Genomic DNA, 19,401 nt, shown 5'->3' with positions numbered 1-19,401 from the left:
AAGGTTTTTGAGAATAGGCGATTGTAAATAATGACAAGTTACACAGCTACTAATGAACAATCACTAATGACTACTACAGACAGGACACGCAGCATCTTGGCGATAGCCCATTAGCCGCTGCTGCATATGGCTACCATCCCATATTAATAGCTTATTTGTCAGTGGATTTTTGGTTAATCCCAAATACTGCAGGGCAGCATTCGCTTGCAAATTACCCATGATAGCAGTGGTACTCGCTAGCACACCTGAGTTGGCACACGTACGCTCATCAGCCGCTGCATCAAGTACTACCGAACCAAACACGCAGTGATAACAACCATTGTCGAGCTGAGGTTCGAACAGTGCTAACTGTCCTTGCATCGCAATCGCTGAGGCAGATAATAGCGGGATTTTATAGCGCACGCTAATACGATTGATGACATCACGCGTAGCAAAATTGTCGGTGCAATCTAAAAGCAAATCAGGCTTGCCTGTCGCCATCTCGAGCAATTCATAAGCATTGTCTTCGCTTAGTCTTGCAACTGTACCGCGAGCGGTGATTAAAGGGTTAATACGCTCTAACATGTGCGCCGCTGTTTGCGCCTTAGTTTTACCGATATCTTCAGGTAAAAACAGCGTTTGGCGCTGCAAGTTGCTGGCTTCAATGATGTCATCATCTATCAGATGAATTTGCCCAAGTCCTGCACGCACCAGCGTCTCAGAAGCAGGACAACCAAGCCCGCCTGCCCCTATCATAACCAAACGAGCTGATTTTAAGCGTAGTTGAGCGTCAATATCCCAACCATCTAATAATATCTGCCTCGCATAACGCAGCAGCTCTTCATCCAACAACTGCCCTTTATCTGATGTGTGCGCCATATTTATTACCAATAACCTATTATTAAAGAAGTCTATTAACAAAAATCTGATGACTTAATTTGACCCAGCGTAACACGATCATTACCACCATAATCTTGTACTGTACGCACAGATTCAAAGTCACTGTCTACAAACAACTTGCGAACGGCATCACCTTGGTCAAAACCATGTTCGATAGCCAGTAGCCCACCGACACGCAAGTATTTCGGTGCCTGTGCTACGATATGCTCTATATCGGCAAGCCCATGATTGGTGGCACTTAAGGCACTAATAGGTTCGGCTACAAGGCGTGCTAAATGCTCATCTTCCTCATCGATATAAGGAGGGTTGGACACAATCACATCAAATAATAGCTCGTCATGACTGGGCAGCTCGTCATACCAACTGCTTTGTATAAACTTAATATCAGCAACATCATTGATAGCTGCATTATGCTGAGCAACCTTGAGCGCTTCTGGCGACATATCCACCGCAACGACTTGCCAGCTTTCTGCCTCACTGTCTGAACGCTGCGTATTTAACTCATGTGCAAGACTAATCGCAATACAACCTGAACCCGTCCCTAAATCCAATAACCGTTCTGGGCTGCTGACACTGTTTGGCTGAGATTTTATCCAAGTTAATACTTGCTCAATCAGTATCTCAGTATCAGGTCGCGGAATTAAAGTGTGCTCATTGACAGTAAATATCAGCGACCAGAACTCTTGCTGACCCGTCAAATACGCAAGTGGCATTCCTTGCTGCATCTTCGTTACACCTGCATTGAACTCCGAAAGCTCGCTGTCTGTTAGCTGGTAACCTTCATCCATCATTAAGAATATCGCAGGCTTATCGATGACATATAATAGCCAATCGGTGAGCCAAAATGACGGTAGCTTGCTATTTGCAGCCTCATTCGTCAACTGCTGAATGTACTGCTTGATTTGACGAATGGTCGATGCTGTCATAAGTAGCTCTTAAAAATATTATGAATCAATGAGAATAAAATACTGCTTAGCTTAATTTGACGCGCGGGGTGGTTCTTTGGTATCGGTCAGGTTTGGATTCGCTTTGGCCAACTTATCACTGCTTCCATTACCGCCGCTTCCATCATTATTGTCATCGCCATAAATATCATCGTTATCACCAATGACGATATGTTTATCAACAAAGTAAATCAATGCCAAAATCGGAATCCCAATAGCGAAAGTAAAGATAAAGAAAAATGGATAGCCCATATTATCGACGATAGCACCTGAATAACCACCCATCACCTTGGGAATGAGCGTCATTAATGAAGAGAAAATCGCATACTGCACTGCCGTAAAACGAATAGACGTTAGAGCAGATAAGAAAGCAATAAACACGGCACTCGCCAGCCCTGCTGCCAAGTTATCAAATATGACCGCAACATACATAAACGGCAAACTGCCTGGGTTGTAAGTTAGTAGTACAAACAATAAATTGGTCGCACACGCAAGAATCGCCCCAATCATCATGGCATGCATCATACGGAAACGCTGTGCCAATAGCCCACCTAAGAACCCACCTGCAATCGCCATAATCACGCCGACGAGTTTCACTGCATTGGCAATATCTGTTTTACTAAAGCCCATGTCTTGATAAAAAACGTTGGAAATAACGCCTGCCACAATGTCTGAAATTCGATATAGCCCAATGAGCGCCAATAGTAATAACGCCTTTTTGCCATAGCGTCTAAAAAAGTCCAAGATCGGCTCGACCCAAGTGGTCATGGCTACTTCTTTTTTCACCAACCCTACTTGTACCAATGCATAACCTGCTACTATCGCTACACCCAAGCTTATCAGCAGATGCAATGTTTCAACAAAGAAGCTAGGAAACGCCCCTTCGAACTCTGGCAATACTTGTCCCATTAATATATAAGCGGCGATAAAAGCGATCACAGAAAATACAAATAGCGCCACCAATCTCACATAATCTTCACGAGTTTCCGCAACCAATGGGGCTTTATTAATAATTTTTGGTTGATTGATGATGAAATACAACAGCAGCAACGGTGCGCAAGCGACCAATGCCAAAAAATAAAACTTAATCGCTGGCATGACCATTAACGGTATCATCGCCAATGTGCTATCGAACACTGTATTAATCAAAATATTGATCAGATAAATAATGCCAAAAATCAGACCTGGGATAAGTAATAAAGCAGAATAAATAAGAAATACTTTTAAATTGCCCTTTTGCTTTTTACTTTGCAACGTTTCAGCCGTTGGCTCATAGCTGGCAAACGTGGTTAATACCCCTAAAGTCATGACACCTGCCATAATGTAGTAAGTATTTCGCCATGCCTCATAACTATAAAAATTCTCATTCGAGCCAAAAAAATCTGCCAAATATAACGCGCCTGCCCCCGCGACGATCATGCCGATACGATAACCCGACACATAAATAGAGGATAGAATAGATTGCATCGATGGCGGCGCAAGCTCGATGCGGTAAGCATCAATAACGATATCTTGGGTGGCAGAAGAAAAGCCAAGCAAAACCGCAGCGCCTGCCATGTAAACTAAAACGTCTTCACTAACTGGATTAACATTTGCCATCAAAAAGATAGCAAATATGATAAGCAGCTGTGATACCACCATCCAACTGCGACGACGACCCAACCATTTAGTCAAAAATGGCACAGGAAGCGCATCTATTAATGGCGCCCAAATAAATTTAAACGAATAACCCAGTGCCGCCCAACTAAACATGGTCACAACACTACGATCAATGCCTGCCTCTCTAAGCCAAAGTGATAAACTTGAAAAAATAAGCAGTATAGGAATACCCGCTGAAAAGCCCAAAAACAACATGATAATGACACGAGGGTCTAAATAAGCCTTTGCAGCCTCTCCCCATGATTTTTTGACAGCTGGTTGATTGGGTGGCACAGATTTGACAGCAGACATAATCGCTCACTAGCACTTAAGAAAAAGAACACAACCGCGCACAATTTTTATCAATCATTAGCATCATCTATCGGTAACTGACACTGATAAATAGCACTGATAAACGGGATCGATAAAAATTGCTTAACGTTGCACAAATACAGCCATTACAACAAAATTGAATTATGGTACTTGAGAACGCTGACCTTGACTAGACATTCTAACGATATTTTTGCATTAACCTTTCTTTCTACTGGTTAATAAAACCTAGCTTATAGACTAGGGTTTGCTTTCATATTAAGAATGGGTATAAAAATAAGGAAAATATCGCATTTTGCATCATAACCGTTTTATATAAACCCCTTTCTCTTGTGATTAGCCAATCATTATCCTGATAAGTCATTAATAATTAATGCTTTAATAACCAAAACTTCTTGCTACATCCTTACTTTTATATATTTAAAAAATATTATTTTATTTGATATGTCATTTATTTTATAAAACAATGTGTTTGTATAAATTGGTTCCCTGAATCAATCATTATTCTATATGCTAGAGATGACAAATGATTTTTGCAAACAATAGTAAATAACACCCTCGATTGCCATTTATCTGATTACTGCCTAGGAGCCATATGATGACTAACTCAAACTCAACATCAGATGCTGCAAGTAACACCACTTACGATAAAGGAGATGGTCATGGACCAACCATTCATAGTGAAAATGTAGATACTTCGCACGAGCCACAACGTCCAAGCATGGGTGGCTGTCCTGTCATGCACCAAGCGCATACTACGAACGCCTCGGCAGCAACCGACTGGTGGCCGAATAGCTTAAATTTAGATATCTTGCATCAGCAGGATCACAAAACCAATCCAATGGATCCTGACTTTGATTATGCAGAAGCCTTTAAGCAATTAGATTTAGAAGCCGTCAAGCAAGATTTAAAAGATCTAATGACTGAGTCACAAGCATGGTGGCCAGCAGATTGGGGTCATTATGGTGGGTTGATGATTCGTATGGCTTGGCATTCTGCCGGTACTTATCGGCGCTCTGACGGCCGCGGTGGTTCTAACACTGGCAATCAACGCTTTGCGCCATTAAACAGTTGGCCGGACAATGTCAACTTGGACAAAGCACGTCGTCTATTATGGCCAATCAAGAAAAAATATGGTAACAAACTTTCTTGGGCAGATTTGATGATACTAGCGGGTAATATGGCTTATGAATCTATGGGCTTTAAGACGTTAGGTTTCGCTGGTGGACGTACCGATATTTGGCATCCAGAAAAAGATATCTATTGGGGTTCTGAGCGTGAATGGCTTGCGGCTACCAAAAATCGTTATGAAGATGATAATCAGCGTGAATCACTAGAGAACCCTTTAGCAGCGGTACAGATGGGCTTGATTTATGTCAACCCTGAAGGCGTCGACGGCAACCCCGATCCTATTAAAACGGCACAAGATATTCGTACAACTTTTGCGCGTATGTCAATGAATGATGAAGAAACGGTCGCCTTGACTGCTGGCGGTCACACGGTCGGTAAATGTCATGGTAATGGTGACGCTACCTTATTAGAAGATGAGCCAGAAGCGGCTGATATCAAAGAGCAAGGTCTAGGTTGGCGCAACCCTAAAGGTACAGGCAATGCTGACGACACCGTCTCAAGTGGTATCGAGGGCGCATGGACCACGCATCCAACCCAATGGGATTATGAATATTTCGAGTTATTGCTAAATCATGAGTGGGCACTGACTAAGAGCCCTGCTGGTGCTTGGCAGTGGGAACCTATCGATATCAAGGAAGAGGATCGTCCTTTAGATGCACATGATCCAAGTGTACGCCGCAACCCAATCATGACCGATGCTGATATGGCAATGATTAAAGACCCTGCTTACCGTAAAATTTCAGAGAACTTTCATCAAAATCCAGAATATTTCGATGAAGTATTTGCAAAAGCTTGGTTTAAGCTTACCCATCGTGATTTGGGGCCAAAATCTCGCTATTTAGGGGCGGATGTGCCAAGCGAGGACTTCACTTGGCAGGATCCAATTCCACAAGGCAATGTTAATTTGAGCGCTGATGATATTTCGATCTTAAAAGCACAGATACTAAGCAGTGGTATCGACCATCGCGAATTTATTATTACCGCTTGGGATAGCGCTCGTACATTCCGCGCCTCAGACTATCGCGGCGGCGCCAATGGTGCACGCATTCGTTTAGCCCCGCAAAAAGACTGGCTAGGTAATGAGCCTGAGCAATTGGCTCGTGTACTTGAGGCGCTCACTGCCATCCAGACGAACTTTGATAAAGACGTCAGCATCGCGGATTTAGTGGTACTCGCTGGTAACACCGCCATTGAAAAAGCAGCAGCTAATGCAGGTGTGCAAATTGAAGTGCCATTCGATGCAGGTCGTGGCGATGCGAGCGATGAGATGACTGAAACAGAGAGCTTCTCTGATTTAGAGCCACGACATGATGGCTACCGTAACTGGATCAAAGGCAGCTATGCCATATCACCTGAAGAGATGCTATTAGATCGTACTCAGCTGATGGGCTTGACTGCACCCGAAATGGTCGTTCTAATCGGTGGTATGCGTGTCTTGGATACCAACTACGCTCAGAGCCAACAAGGGGTCTTTACTGAGCGTGCTGGGACACTTAGCAATGACTTCTTTGTGAACTTGACAGACATGAGCTATTCTTGGCATCCCGTTAAGACAGACAATAATGACGTCCCTGCCCTCTATGAAGTGCGTGAGCGTGCTACTGGCAATGTAAAATGGCAAGCCAGCCGCGTAGACCTAGTGTTTGGCTCAAACTCCATACTACGCGCTTACGCTGAGCTTTACGCACAGGACGACAACCTAGAAAAATTCGTTCATGACTTTGTAAATGCTTGGAATAAAGTGATGAATGCGGATCGTTTTCGCTAAAACCCACTGAAATAGATACGCCTTTATCTTAAAAAAACCCTCTTTAATCGAGGGTTTTTTTATTGTAATGGTTTACTTCTAGCAACGGACAAACGACTTATTGTATATTCCAAATAAACATAAATAGATAACCATTAAGTATATACAAGAATAAACGCTTTGTTTTACACTACCTGCTTACTGCATATTTGTACATTTTCACTTTTGTATACAGACAGGGTTTGTATATTTATACAATAGGATTTAGTTATGGCAATCGACGTAGTAGTCAATCAGCGGCATTTACAGATCCAGCTCAAGCAGTTGGAGACAGTATGGCATACGGTGATTAATGGCTATAACTTAAGTCAGGCGGCGACCGTACTGCACACCAGTCAATCTAGCCTATCAAAACATATTGCGGCACTTGAAAATCAGCTCAAAACGGAAGTATTCGTCCGTCAAGGCAAACGCCTAACGGGTCTTACGACCATGGGCACAGCACTAATGCCGCATATCGAATCTATCTTCGCCGAGATCCGTACGATTGAAAACCTAAGTCTCGATTTTAATAATCCGAATATTGGCACGCTGACGATTGCCACCACTCACACGCAAGCGCGATATGTATTGCCGCAAGTCGTCAAAGAGTTTAAAGAGCGTTTCCCCAAAGTCAACCTAATACTACAACAAGCGGATCCAGAGACCATCGCACAGATGGTCATTCGCGGGCAGGCAGATATTGGCATTGCAACCGAGTCTTTACTTCATAACAATTATTTACGCTGCTATCGCTATTATGACTGGACGCATCGCGTCATTGTGCCAAGCGATCACGAACTGGCCAATCACGAGTCTGTGGATTTGCCGACCCTCGCCAGCTATCCGATTGTGACCTATCACGGTGGCTTTACGGGGCGCGGTGCAATTGACAAAACTTTTGAAGAAGCAGGATTGGAGCCAGATATCGTACTAGCAGCACTCGATGCTGATGTAATCAGTACTTACGTAGGTCTGGGCTTGGGTATCGGTATTATCGCAGAGATGGCGTTTGAGCCAAGCCATTATCAGAACTTAACTGCCATACCAGTCGATCATTTTGGACGATTTACCAGTTGGATGGCGGTACGGGATGATGCGGAAATTCGTCAGTATGGTCGGGCATTTATGGAGCTGTGTCAAAAACAATTTAGCCAGTAAAGAACCATTCATTCATATTTTCACTAAACGTCAATGGCATCGTTATCAACAGATAATGATGTCATTTTCTATTCTCATTTCTACTCAAAATCGACTGCCGCGCATGTGATTCTTATAACTCTATCCCATTATTAAGATTTGTTATCTTCTTAACTTATAACCTTTATATTCAATAGAATCGCCCCATTATATGAACTATTGAGCGACTAGTTACAGCAATATTGAATTAGCACTAGATTCTTGAGGTGCTGGTTTATCATTGCTGTCGCTAGTCTCTTTGATAACTAGAATCAAATACCAATATAACCATATAACCATGTCGTTGAAAGGCGGCATCATAAAAACAGGTGATTTATGAGTAACGCTATTCCCTTATCCTTTTTAGACCTAGCACCCGTGCCTGAGGGTAAAACCATCGCTGAAGGCATTGCCCAAACGGTTGAAACAGCACAACAAGCAGAAAAATTCGGCTTAAACCGTTATTGGATGGCAGAGCATCACAATATGCCAGGCATTGCCAGTGCAGCGACGTCGGTACTACTAGCGCATATCGGCAGCCAAACCAAGCATATACGTATTGGTGCTGGTGGTGTGATGCTTCCGAACCATGCACCGCTCGTCATCGCTGAGCAATTCGGCACTTTGCAGGCATTATATGGTGATCGCGTAGATTTAGGGCTGGGTCGGGCGCCGGGTACTGATGGCGCAACCTTTCAGGCACTACGCCGTCAGATGCAAGATGCTGATCGCTTTCCGCAAGACGTCCAAGAATTGATGTACTTTTTAGGGAACGGTACAAATAATAGCCCAGTACAGGCATTTCCTGGGGCAAAGTCAAACGTTCCTATCTGGATATTAGGCTCTTCTCTTTTTGGGGCTACGTTAGCGGCGCATCTAGGACTTCCTTATGTGTTTGCCTCACACTTTGCACCGCAAATGCTTGGGCAAGCGATTACAGCTTATCGTGAACAGTTCAGACCATCAGCCTATTTAGATAAGCCTTATGTCATGCTGGCAGCCAATTTATTACTCGCCGATGACGATGCTACTGCACAGTATCATTTTACCTCTGCGCAGCAAAGTTTCGTACGCTTGCGCCGTGGTGAAACAGGTCAAATGCCGAAACCTACTCACGATATGGACAGTATCTGGAGCCCTGCTGAAAAAATGATGGTGGATAGCGCATTGTCAGTGTCATTCATCGGTTCTGTGGAAACTGTCAAGCCGAGACTGGCGGCATTCCTTGCTCAGTATCAGCCAGACGAGCTGATTGTGACGGCTAACGTTTACGATCAGGCAGCGCGCATACGTTCACTGGAACTTACACCTGAGTTAAATTTATTTACTTTACAATGAAATCAGACACTTGCATAATTATTGATAAACCTTAGCTGGATGTTTGACATGGATGCAACTCCTATTATCGGTGCCTCACTGCTTATCGGCTCATCAATATTTATGTACATTGTTGCCTTTCTGGCGGTGATGGCTGTCGGTGGTTATTTGACCTATCGCACCAGCCCAAAACGTAAGCAGCGGCGCGAAGACCAACGTAATAAAGACAATCCAAATTAATAACCGCTCTAAAAATATGCTAGGGGCGTATTAATTTAACGTTTAAAGCAATATAAAAAGCCCTCTTTCTTATTTAGAAAGAGGGCTTTTTTTGGCTTGCTACATAATAAAAATACAGCAATCTTTACGTACTGTTATTCAGACGGCTTTACCATTCAATTGACGAGCCAAGATTTTTTTTTGCGGCTTGTTGTGCGACATATAGAGCGACTGCTGCATCAAAACTGGCTGCACCAACCGATTTAAATAACGTAACACCATGATTAGACTTAGCGGTTTTTTCTTGTAGCGCCCCTGTGACTAGCGCTTGTAAGTCACCACTGAGGTCGTCCCATGTCCATGCACAATCGACACTATCGTGAGCTTGGATTAAATCGCCCGCTTCATGACGACTGCCAACCAAATCATCGACAACGACCATGCGACTGTTTGCAATGACATCATTGCTTATCTCTTTCATTGAAGGCTGATAGGCGCCGACTGCGTTGATGTGTGCATCAGATTTAATATGGTTGAGATCAAACAAACCTTCTGTTGCGCGGGTTGCGACATTGATAACATCTGCATCACGGATAGCATCATTGATATTTTCGCAAACCGTTATAGTAACGTCCCATTGCGGATACTCACGAGTAAATTTCACTTTGAAAGTCTCAGCGCCTTCCCTGCTTCTATTCCATAAATATACTGTTTTAATCTCAGGACGTACCGTCAAAACCGCATGTAATTGCTCATAAGCCATGCCACCACAACCGACCACCGCCACACTTTGACAGTCAGCGCTTGCCATATATTTGGTCGCAATGCCTGACAATGCTGCCGTACGCACTTGGGTAATATAAACCCCATCCATAATTGCCAATATCTCACCAGTATCATTGTTTGACACGGTAATAATCGCCGTTGTGGTTGGTAAATTTCGGCTCGGATTATCAGGACAAATGGTGACCAATTTTACGGCGGTATACTCGTTCTTACCATCATACATCGTGGCTGGCATGGATAAATGCGAACCTGAGCTATGGGCGTCATCTTCACTAAAAGTTTCAATGACCAAACGTTCAGGCGCTTTGATCCAATTGGGATGCGCTGCCTGTTGATGTAACAATGCTTCTATCGCCCCAATGGCAGATTGCATATTGAGATGTTCGGTCACGATTGCTTTGTTTAGTAATTGCAATTTGAGTACTCCTATTTATAGATTTATTATTAGAACATGTTTTATCACGCCAAAACGGCTACTACATTAATCCCAACCCGCGTAATATTGCCGCACCAATCGCCATTCCAAACATACCTACCACGGTGGTAAAAGCCAAAATATTAGCAGCTAACACATCATTGCCACCCATGGCTTTTGCCATTACATAGCTGGCGGCGGCTGTTGGTGAGGCTGCCATCAAAAACAACACACCCATATGCACACCTGATAGACCAAATCCTAATCCAATAGCGATGGCAATCAATGGCGCAACAATAATACGTCCGATACTCGCCTGCATGGACAGCCCTGAAGGGTGCAACATCGACTTCAAATCAATACTGGCACCGGCGCAAATCAATGCTAAGGGTAATGCCACTGCGGCCAGTAGATCGCCAGTCGTATGAATCACACCTGTAATAGGCGGCAGCGGTGACGCCTTATAAGCAAATGCTGCTACCAATGCGATAATCAGTGGGTTGGTAAATAGTTTTTTGATAATCATGGTACTGCGACTGAGCCAAGTATCATCCACACTTTTGGACACACGGCTGAGAGTGATAACCGCTAAGATATTAAACAGTATCGTCACCACACCCATATAGACAGCACCGATGCTTAAGCCACGTTCTCCGTAGGCATTAGCAACCGTTGCCAGTCCAATAATAGCCATATTACTTCGAAATATCCCTTGTACAAACACCCCTTGATCAGCCGGTTTGCTCACAAAATATTTGGCGTAAATCTCTGCACCTATAAACAAGATGAATGTCACCAGAATACCAGCCATTATCAGCGTGATTTGTTTGCTGTAATCGACATCACTATCAACGACGCTAAAAAAAAGCAAACAGGGTAAACAGTAATTAAAGACAAAGCTCGATGCTTGATCAATAAAAGTCTGGCTCGCCTCACCGCGTCTCTGCATAAAAAAACCCAACCACATTAAGGCAAGGTTGGGCAAGACAATGGTAATAGCAAAGACAATAGCATCAATCATAAATAGGCTCAGTTCGTTGACAAGCCCATCATAATATGGACATCAGCGAGATAAATTGACAAGTAATCATTAAGTTTTCTAACCTAGTATAGAGACAAAATAGCAAGTAAGACAAGCGCCTGCTCTATTTTCTTTTAACAGCGGATGTATTATAAACAAACAAAAGCCCATAACGATATATCGTTATGGGCTTTTGTTATACTAGTTATACTACTATTACGAATCTAGCGCGGCCTTTGCTTTTTTCTGTTTCTTCACCGTCATGGCTAGCAACTGAATGGCGGCAGGCGTCACACCGCTCACGCGTCCAGCTTGAGCAAGCGTCGCAGGACGTACTTGTGTCAATTTCTGTACAATTTCATTCGATAATCCCGATACCACGCTATAATCAAAGTCCAGTGGCAGCGCCGTATTTTCTAGGCGCTTCATCTGATCAATGTCTTCTTGCTGACGATCAATATAGCCTGCGTACTTCACAGAGATTTCTATCTGCTCACCCACTTGGGCATCGACTTGCGAATCAGTGATGGCAGCGATATCAGCAAAATGAATCTGCGGACGCTTGAGCAAATCAAAAGCAGTCGATTCTTTTGACAGCACCTCGCCCGTTTGCTCTGTGACTTTTTTGCCTAGCGCGTTAGCAGGGGTTGCCCACATATCTTTGAGACGTGAGGTCTCTGTGGCAACTGCTTCCATTTTTTCTTGATAAGCCTGCCAGCGCACATCGTCAACTAGACCAAGCTTACGACCTGTTTCAGTTAGGCGTTGATCGGCATTATCTTCACGTAATAATAGACGATATTCTGCGCGGCTCGTAAACATACGATATGGCTCAGTCGTACCATGGGTAATCAAATCATCAACGAGCACGCCAAGATAGGCTTCATCACGGCGCGGTGTCCACACGTCAAAATCGCTGTTATTAGTCGTAACCAATGCCGCATTAGTACCTGCTAGCAAACCTTGCACGCCAGCTTCTTCGTAGCCAGTCGTACCGTTAATCTGACCCGCGAAGTACAAGCGATCGATGGACTTAGTTTCGAGCGTTGGCTTTAGATTTTGCGGATCAAAATAATCATACTCAATGGCATAGCCTGGACGAGTAATGTGCGCGCTTTCTAAGCCTTTCATACTATGAATAAACTCTAACTGCACATCAAACGGTAAACTTGTTGAGATACCATTTGGATATAGCTCATGTGTCGTCAGACCTTCAGGCTCGATAAAGATTTGATGGCTGTCTTTATCCGCAAAACGATGAATCTTATCTTCGATAGATGGGCAATAACGTGGACCCACGCCTTCGATTTTGCCAGAGAACATCGGCGAACGGTCTAAGTTTTCACGGATAATATCATGGGTGCGCGCATTGGTATGGGTGATGTAGCAATTGACCTGCTCAGGATGCATAGACACATCACCCATATAACTCATCACTGGTAGCGGCGTGTCGCCCGGCTGTACGGTCATCACACTAAAGTCAACGCTACGCGCATCAATCCGCGCGGGCGTACCTGTCTTTAGACGACCGACTGGCAGCTTAAGCTCACGCAAACGATCTGCCAACTTGATAGAAGGTTGATCGCCTGCGCGACCACCTTTTGAGCTTTCGAGACCAATATGAATCACACCGCCCAAGAAGGTTCCTGAGGTCAGTACCACCGTTTGCGTATTAAAGATAATACCCGTTGCAGTAACCACTGCCGTCGCACGACCATTTTCAACTAAGATATCATCAGCCGCTTGTTGAAATATATCAAGATTTGGCTGATTCTCAAGCGTATGGCGAATGGCGGCTTTATATAAAATACGATCTGCTTGCGCACGCGTGGCACGAACGGCAGCACCTTTACGGCTATTTAGTACTCGAAACTGAATACCTGATTTGTCCGTCGCTAGCGCCATTGCACCGCCAAGCGCATCAATCTCACGTACCAGATGCGATTTACCGATACCACCAATTGCTGGATTACAGCTCATTTGCCCAAGCGTCTCAATATTATGTGTCAATAGCAAGGTCTGCGCGCCCATACGTGCGGCTGCCAAAGCAGCTTCTGTGCCAGCATGACCGCCACCGATCACTACCACGTCGTAATTTTTTGGGTATTGCATATACGCCTCACTTGACTCATAACGCCGCTTTTAGCCAAAAACTATTATCACCAGAATGTTATGGCTAAATAGCATGGTCATCAGCAAATAAACGTCAGTCGGATTTAAAAAGTTAACGACTTGGAAAAGCCGCTAGATATTGGATTACTAACCCACCATTATAACAATTTTTTGATGCTTAAAAAACGCCGCAGTAGAAACTATTTACATTAAGTGTTAAGCATCATTTTTAAACTTAGTAACTAGCAACTTAATAAATAGCAACTTAATAACTAGTGCCTAGTTACCAGGGCTCAGCGGTACGATTTGATCTGATTGACCAGTGCTCAGCATATGCTGACTGCCATAACCTTCTGGATTGATCTGCAAATAAGCATTCATCAAGCCAATGGCATCGCCATCATTACTGGCCAGAACTTGCTCTTTAATCATGTCCACTGGCGGTAGCAGCAAGTTTTTTAGCAATGCCAAACGCTGCTGGTTATCGCCTTTATTAACGACCATCTCGATAAGTTGACGCGCATCGATGGGTAAATCTGGCGTATTCTGTGCCAATAATGCCAAATGATAAGCTCCCGCAGAATCTTGATCCGCAACGATACGCTGCTCAATCGCAATATAAGTGGCTTCTGTTGCGCCGCCTGCCACGCTAAGCTGATGAATACATTTCAGGGCTGAATGTGGCTCATTGCCAGCAATTTCAATGATGCGCGTGGATTCATTTTTTAAATGCTCACGGCGTTTTTCGATTACCGCTTGCTCAGCAGCTTCTTTTTGCACGTCCGGCTGTTCCGTTGCTTGACTATTCATAAAGCTCTCTCACTCGTATGATAATTATTATTTATATCGCTGATATCTTGCACACTATATGGGGGTAAATTCGATAAAAACAACGAAGCCTAAAGACACTAAAGCGTAAAGACAATAAAAAACCCAAATAGCCATTAACTGACCATTTGGGTTTACTGTGCTTTATCTTATCAAGTTTATTTGAATATCAAAGACATCCAAAGCATACTCTCAAGTATTAAGCAGCAGGGCTGTTTGCTTCAACCAATGGCTTAAGCTCGCCTGATTGATACATTTGCAAAATAATGTCTGATCCGCCCATCAATTCGCCGTCAATCCACAACTGTGGAAAAGTCGGCCAATTGGCGACTTCAGGTAACGTCGCACGGATTTCTGGGTTTTCTAAAATATTTACAAACGCAAATGGGCGACCGATTTGAGTAAGAACTTCAATCGATTTAGCAGAAAAGCCACACTGCGGAAATTGCGGCGTGCCTTTCATATAAATAATAACTTTATTGTCACGGATTTGATCACGGATCAATTGTTCAACGTCGTTTGCAGCAGTATTTGGGGTTTGCTCACTCATAAAAGCTCCTATTGATAAAGCGGTTCATTGAAAACAGTGATTGATATTACAAAATGATTGAGAAAAGAGATGGCTGATACATGGGGCAAGCGCCACGGTATTACAAGTACAAATCTATAGACTATATATATAAAATCTGCATATATAAAATCTGCGCTCAACTCACCAAGTCAATATGACTCGGAGTGCTCAAGCAGCGATGACACCCGATCCAAGCTATCTAGATTCGACAACATTAGGGACTAATAATACCACGGCATTGGCCATAATACCCTCTTGCCGACCGGTAAAGCCTAACTTTTCAGTGGTAGTGGCTTTAACGCTGATATTATTGACCGCCGTCTGCAAATCACTGGCAATATTATCACGCATGGCTTGACTGTGCGGTGCCAGCTTTGGACGCTCACACATCACAGTGATATCAGCGTTGCCTAGACTATAACCAGCCTCTTGCACTTTACTGTAGACATAACGTAGCAGCACCCGCGAGTCCAACCCTGCATGGGCAGCATCTGTATCAGGAAAATGCTGACCGATATCGCCAAGCGCCAATGCGCCGAGCAGTGCATCAGCAAGCGCATGCAGCACCACATCTCCATCAGAGTGTGCCAGCAAACTGTGCGTGTGTTCAATAGGCACACCTGCTAGCACCACATATTGCTGCTGCTGACCATTATTGTGAAAAGCGTGAACGTCGATACCTTGACCAATTTTTATCATTATTATTCCAAGATGAGTGAAACGTGATTAAAATAATTCAAAACCACTATCTAAATTTCTAAAGCGATTTTACCAATGCCTAGACACCATCGGTCGCCACCAGTTTCAATTAACTGGTATAATATGACGTTTATTTTATCATAATACCAGATCCAAAAGATAAGCTGACGTCGTTCTGCTAAGACTACCTATTGTAGCAATGGCATAATTTTTGGCGTCAATATCTATTTTGGAGAACGTACAAATAGTTGAGCCGCTTTATGTCAGCCATACAAGATACCTCAAGCATAGCCGTTTCTGAGTCTTTTACGCCTCATCGTCCATTAACACTTGCCGATATCGAAAATCCTAGCGCCAAGCACGTGATTGTCGGTATGTCAGGTGGCGTTGATTCTTCTGTATCAGCCGTTTTACTTCAACAAGCAGGCTTTAAAGTCGAAGGTCTGTTTATGAAGAACTGGGAGGAAGATGACGGCACCGAATACTGTACGGCAATGGACGATCTAGCGGATGCACAAGCGGTATGTGACAAAATCGGTATGAAGCTACACACGGCCAACTTTGCCATGGAATATTGGGATCGGGTTTTTGAGCATTTTTTAGCAGAATACAAAGCGGGTCGTACGCCCAATCCAGATATTTTGTGCAACAAAGAAATCAAGTTTAAAGCGTTTTTAGACTATGCTTTGACGTTGGGCGCAGATTATATCGCCACCGGTCACTACACGCGCCGCAGTATGAACTATACGAATGCTAACGGCACTGAGGTTGCGCAGCTATTACGCGGGCTTGATAACAATAAAGACCAAAGTTACTTTTTACATGCGGTTGGCGGCGATAAAATCGCTAAGACGCTGTTCCCAGTCGGTGAGCTTGAAAAGCCAGTGGTTCGTCAAATCGCTGAAGAACATGATCTTATTACCGCCAATAAAAAGGATTCAACGGGTATTTGCTTTATTGGTGAGCGCCGTTTTAAAGACTTTTTACAACAGTACTTGCCCGCTCAAAAAGGCGATATCGTCACGGATGATGGTCATATTATCGGTCAACACGATGGTTTAATGTATTATACCTTAGGTCAGCGTGGTGGTATTGGTATTGGCGGTGTCAAAGATCGCCCAGAAGAGCCTTGGTTTGTATTGGCAAAAGACTTGGACAATAACCGTTTGATCGTTGGACAAGGTCATGAGCATCCCATGATGCTGAGTAATGAGCTGCAAGCTTATAAGCTCGATTGGGTCGATGGTTTACCGCCTGCAGATATATTTAGCGAAGACGGCTTACGTTGTATGGCAAAATCGCGCTACCGTCAGCCAGACCAAGCGTGCCGAGTGTTTGCTCTTGATGATAAAGGTTTAGAAGTACGAGTGATATTTGATGCGCCGCAACGGGCAGTGACGCCCGGTCAATCAGCAGTATTTTATATCGATGAGGTTTGTTTGGGCGGCGGTGTCATTGCCTCTATTGACGCGCCTTGCGGGATTTGACATCTCATTTAACGTTAATTAATACAATGATTTGTCTTTTTTTAGGATACTGAATGACCGCTCGCCTTTTTGCCTTGCTGAATATCTCATTTTCTTGTTCGATATGGCTGAAGCGAGGTCTTACGCTTACTTTCATTACTGCGTCATTTAGTGCACAGTCAGCACCAGCAGAGATGGGTAGTATTACGGTTACCAGCTCTAATGCTTCGACTGGTAGTGCTTCTGGCACCTATATCGCAGCAGGTTCTGGTGCTACCGGTAGTTTTACTTTGGTGCGCAATGAAAATATTGGTTATAACAGTAATGCTGAGATAACACCATCTAGTGGTACGCGTACCAACGGTATTGAGATCAGGAATGATTCTAATACTAGTATTGATAAAGATAAGTTTAAGTACACTTTTACTATTACGCCTAATGATAACGCCTCTATACATACCATAAAAATTGGTCAAGCCAGCTATTCAATGGGTGGTAACTCAGAAATTGCACGTCAAACATTAAGTTTTACTCAAAATAGTCAAATCAGTATACCTGCGCAAGCCACTATCAAAAACAACCCAGATGTCCCCTATTACTATAATGCAATGGGCGACTACTTTATGGGCAGCAAAGTCAATAGTACCCAGCTGAATTCACAAAATGCTGTGTTCAACCCGCAGCTGCGTACCGATAGCTCAAATGTGAATGGTAGTGGTTTATTTTATTATAATATTACTAATCTAGCGGGTGCTACTGGTAGCCAAAATCCATATAGTCCTACCTTGAATACGAATAAACAAGTAAGCCTCAGTTCAAATAACGGAGTTTTACCACCGACGCCAACTTTTGAAAATATTATTAAAAGTATCAATAATGGCAGCACGTATTCTGCACTCTCATCTAATACCGCTATTTCCAATGGCGGTACTTATGTCAGTTATGGCATCGAAAACAGTCAAAGCAATTATGTTGTCGCGGTAAGAAATTCGAAAGCCGTGACTTTGACCTATGAAGGGATTATGAATGGTAATATCGGCATTGCGCGTAACGTAATCGGTGAAACCTATAACGAATGGATCAGCTTTGGGGTAGAAAGTGAACCGTTCAATTATGTCTTTTCAGGCACTGTATTCAATGATAATGGCGGTATAAATGATAGCGACATCAATGTCAAAAAAGATAACGCTACGATAGACAGCGGTATATATAACAATACCAACTTCTTCAATGGTACTTTTGACTCTGCTGAAAGCGGTATTGCAGGTAGCACTGTCAAGCTGGTTGATTGTACAACCAATGCTCCTCTTGAAACTATCAATATTCCTACTAATATTGTCGGTAAATATGAGATTAAAATACCTATCGCTTCTCTAACTCGCAAAAGTACTGTCTGCCTGATTGAAGAAAATAGTGGTAGCACTTATCCCATTCGTACTACTAATGAAAAAACGGTTATTTCCTTGACTACTAACAAGTATAACTATGAAAATAATAACTTTGGCAGAGTGATTGATAAAAACGCAGCTTTAGTCCTTGAAAAAGAACAAGCACTTAACGATTGCAAAATCTCCTCATTGTTACCAAATCTAGAAAACAAGCTTGCCTATAGTAAAGCCGCCCTATCTGAAGTAACTCCAGGACAATGTATTGCCTACAAAATTACTGCGACCAATCGAGCCAACCTTAGTATCAATCACTTTGTTCTACAAGATGTCTTGCAAGAAAAAAATGTGAATGGCGCAATAGTGACGTCAAAACTTGCGAATCCAATTCATCAAGCAAGCGAATATGCCGCAGACAGCGTCGCTATCGGCAATAACGGTACTGTCAAAACGGTAACCTCAATTTTAGATCCAAGGACAAAACGTAGTTTTTACTTTAATACTAAGTATGGCACCACACACTCTAATACACCCGATACCCCTTAATAATAGCGTTATATGCATATTTTGATTTTATCAACGGCTACATTTGCTACACTACCCGTATTTTTTTGACCACAGTCTTATATGATGTGTTCATTTGTGGGATTTCACAGTTTTCATCACTTTTACTTTTTTAATTTAAAGGCATTATT

At 43.2% G+C, this 19,401-nt stretch carries 15 protein-coding genes; 6 read left to right on the top strand and 9 right to left on the bottom strand.

Annotation, left to right across the window (positions count from 1 at the left end; all coding sequences use genetic code 11):
• Positions 1-63: 63 nt before the first annotated feature.
• The 3 genes from Q6344_06015 to Q6344_06005 are packed head-to-tail and all read right to left on the bottom strand — an operon-like array spanning position 64 to position 3,773.
• On the bottom strand, positions 64-858 hold the full coding sequence (locus Q6344_06015; GenBank protein ID WLG14888.1) for a HesA/MoeB/ThiF family protein: 795 nt from the start codon (positions 856-858) through the stop codon (positions 64-66).
• Between the two features lie 35 nt (positions 859-893).
• Entirely contained in the window at positions 894-1,805 is a 912-nt protein-coding gene (gene prmC / locus Q6344_06010) for a peptide chain release factor N(5)-glutamine methyltransferase (protein WLG14887.1), read from the bottom strand.
• Between the two features lie 51 nt (positions 1,806-1,856).
• On the bottom strand, positions 1,857-3,773 hold the full coding sequence (locus Q6344_06005) for an MFS transporter (protein WLG14886.1): 1,917 nt from the start codon (positions 3,771-3,773) through the stop codon (positions 1,857-1,859).
• Positions 3,774-4,512: 739 nt separating this feature from the next.
• Between Q6344_06005 and katG the strand changes: the two genes are divergently transcribed.
• The 4 genes from katG to Q6344_05985 all read left to right on the top strand — a co-directional run bounded on the left by katG (position 4,513) and on the right by Q6344_05985 (position 9,444).
• The gene (katG, locus tag Q6344_06000; GenBank protein WLG15156.1) at positions 4,513-6,690 is read left to right on the top strand and encodes a catalase/peroxidase HPI; all 2,178 of its coding nucleotides are present in this window, start codon (positions 4,513-4,515) and stop codon (positions 6,688-6,690) included.
• Between the two features lie 249 nt (positions 6,691-6,939).
• On the top strand, positions 6,940-7,869 hold the full coding sequence (locus Q6344_05995) for a LysR substrate-binding domain-containing protein (GenBank protein WLG14885.1): 930 nt from the start codon (positions 6,940-6,942) through the stop codon (positions 7,867-7,869).
• A gap of 354 nt (positions 7,870-8,223) precedes the next feature.
• Positions 8,224-9,225 (top strand): LLM class flavin-dependent oxidoreductase, encoded by a 1,002-nt coding sequence (locus tag Q6344_05990; protein WLG14884.1) that lies wholly within the window; start codon positions 8,224-8,226, stop codon positions 9,223-9,225.
• 48 nt (positions 9,226-9,273) lie between these two features.
• Positions 9,274-9,444, top strand: a complete 171-nt coding sequence (locus Q6344_05985; GenBank protein ID WLG14883.1) for a hypothetical protein — start codon at positions 9,274-9,276, stop codon at positions 9,442-9,444.
• Between the two features lie 148 nt (positions 9,445-9,592).
• Here Q6344_05985 and Q6344_05980 read toward each other — a convergent pair whose 3' ends face one another.
• The 6 genes from Q6344_05980 to ispF form a co-directional block, all read right to left on the bottom strand.
• Complete coding sequence (locus tag Q6344_05980; GenBank protein WLG14882.1) at positions 9,593-10,624, bottom strand: ornithine cyclodeaminase family protein; 1,032 nt, start codon at positions 10,622-10,624, stop codon at positions 9,593-9,595.
• A 61-nt stretch (positions 10,625-10,685) separates the two neighbouring features.
• On the bottom strand, positions 10,686-11,645 hold the full coding sequence (locus Q6344_05975) for an AEC family transporter (protein WLG14881.1): 960 nt from the start codon (positions 11,643-11,645) through the stop codon (positions 10,686-10,688).
• Positions 11,646-11,861: 216 nt separating this feature from the next.
• A complete protein-coding gene (gene mnmG / locus Q6344_05970) occupies positions 11,862-13,757 on the bottom strand; it encodes a tRNA uridine-5-carboxymethylaminomethyl(34) synthesis enzyme MnmG (protein ID WLG14880.1) in 1,896 nt (631 codons plus the stop codon).
• Positions 13,758-14,036: 279 nt separating this feature from the next.
• A complete protein-coding gene (locus Q6344_05965; GenBank protein ID WLG14879.1) occupies positions 14,037-14,567 on the bottom strand; it encodes a hypothetical protein in 531 nt (176 codons plus the stop codon).
• Between the two features lie 217 nt (positions 14,568-14,784).
• A complete protein-coding gene (gene grxD / locus Q6344_05960) occupies positions 14,785-15,135 on the bottom strand; it encodes a Grx4 family monothiol glutaredoxin (GenBank protein ID WLG14878.1) in 351 nt (116 codons plus the stop codon).
• 216 nt (positions 15,136-15,351) lie between these two features.
• Positions 15,352-15,855 carry a 2-C-methyl-D-erythritol 2,4-cyclodiphosphate synthase gene (gene ispF / locus Q6344_05955; protein WLG14877.1) on the bottom strand — a complete coding sequence of 168 codons (504 nt, stop codon included), beginning with the start codon at positions 15,853-15,855 and terminating at the stop codon, positions 15,352-15,354.
• 374 nt (positions 15,856-16,229) lie between these two features.
• Here ispF and mnmA point away from each other — a divergent pair, with 374 nt between their 5' ends.
• Together mnmA and Q6344_05945 are read left to right on the top strand one after the other, a co-directional pair.
• On the top strand, positions 16,230-17,342 hold the full coding sequence (gene mnmA, locus Q6344_05950; GenBank protein WLG15155.1) for a tRNA 2-thiouridine(34) synthase MnmA: 1,113 nt from the start codon (positions 16,230-16,232) through the stop codon (positions 17,340-17,342).
• Positions 17,343-17,395: 53 nt separating this feature from the next.
• Positions 17,396-19,252, top strand: coding sequence for a hypothetical protein (locus Q6344_05945; protein ID WLG14876.1), 1,857 nt, complete (start codon positions 17,396-17,398; stop codon positions 19,250-19,252).
• The last annotated feature ends 149 nt before the right edge of the window (positions 19,253-19,401 follow it).

This window comes from Psychrobacter cibarius (assembly GCA_030686115.1).
In the GTDB taxonomy this organism is placed as follows: Bacteria; Pseudomonadota; Gammaproteobacteria; order Pseudomonadales; family Moraxellaceae; genus Psychrobacter; species Psychrobacter cibarius_C.
The sequence above is the reverse complement of the archived record's forward strand: the minus strand, read 5'-3'. Positions and strand labels throughout refer to the sequence as shown.

Coding starts and splice junctions, on each gene's coding strand:
- mnmG (WLG14880.1), bottom strand. CDS start 13,757: ATGCAATACCCAAAAAATTACGACGTGGTAGTGATCGGTGGCGGTCAT.
- ispF (WLG14877.1), bottom strand. CDS start 15,855: ATGATAAAAATTGGTCAAGGTATCGACGTTCACGCTTTTCACAATAAT.
- Q6344_05995 (WLG14885.1), top strand. CDS start 6,940: ATGGCAATCGACGTAGTAGTCAATCAGCGGCATTTACAGATCCAGCTC.
- Q6344_05990 (WLG14884.1), top strand. CDS start 8,224: ATGAGTAACGCTATTCCCTTATCCTTTTTAGACCTAGCACCCGTGCCT.
- prmC (WLG14887.1), bottom strand. CDS start 1,805: ATGACAGCATCGACCATTCGTCAAATCAAGCAGTACATTCAGCAGTTG.
- Q6344_06015 (WLG14888.1), bottom strand. CDS start 858: ATGGCGCACACATCAGATAAAGGGCAGTTGTTGGATGAAGAGCTGCTG.
- Q6344_05985 (WLG14883.1), top strand. CDS start 9,274: ATGGATGCAACTCCTATTATCGGTGCCTCACTGCTTATCGGCTCATCA.
- Q6344_06005 (WLG14886.1), bottom strand. CDS start 3,773: ATGTCTGCTGTCAAATCTGTGCCACCCAATCAACCAGCTGTCAAAAAA.
- mnmA (WLG15155.1), top strand. CDS start 16,230: ATGTCAGGTGGCGTTGATTCTTCTGTATCAGCCGTTTTACTTCAACAA.
- Q6344_05965 (WLG14879.1), bottom strand. CDS start 14,567: ATGAATAGTCAAGCAACGGAACAGCCGGACGTGCAAAAAGAAGCTGCT.
- Q6344_05975 (WLG14881.1), bottom strand. CDS start 11,645: ATGATTGATGCTATTGTCTTTGCTATTACCATTGTCTTGCCCAACCTT.
- katG (WLG15156.1), top strand. CDS start 4,513: ATGGGTGGCTGTCCTGTCATGCACCAAGCGCATACTACGAACGCCTCG.
- grxD (WLG14878.1), bottom strand. CDS start 15,135: ATGAGTGAGCAAACCCCAAATACTGCTGCAAACGACGTTGAACAATTG.
- Q6344_05945 (WLG14876.1), top strand. CDS start 17,396: ATGACCGCTCGCCTTTTTGCCTTGCTGAATATCTCATTTTCTTGTTCG.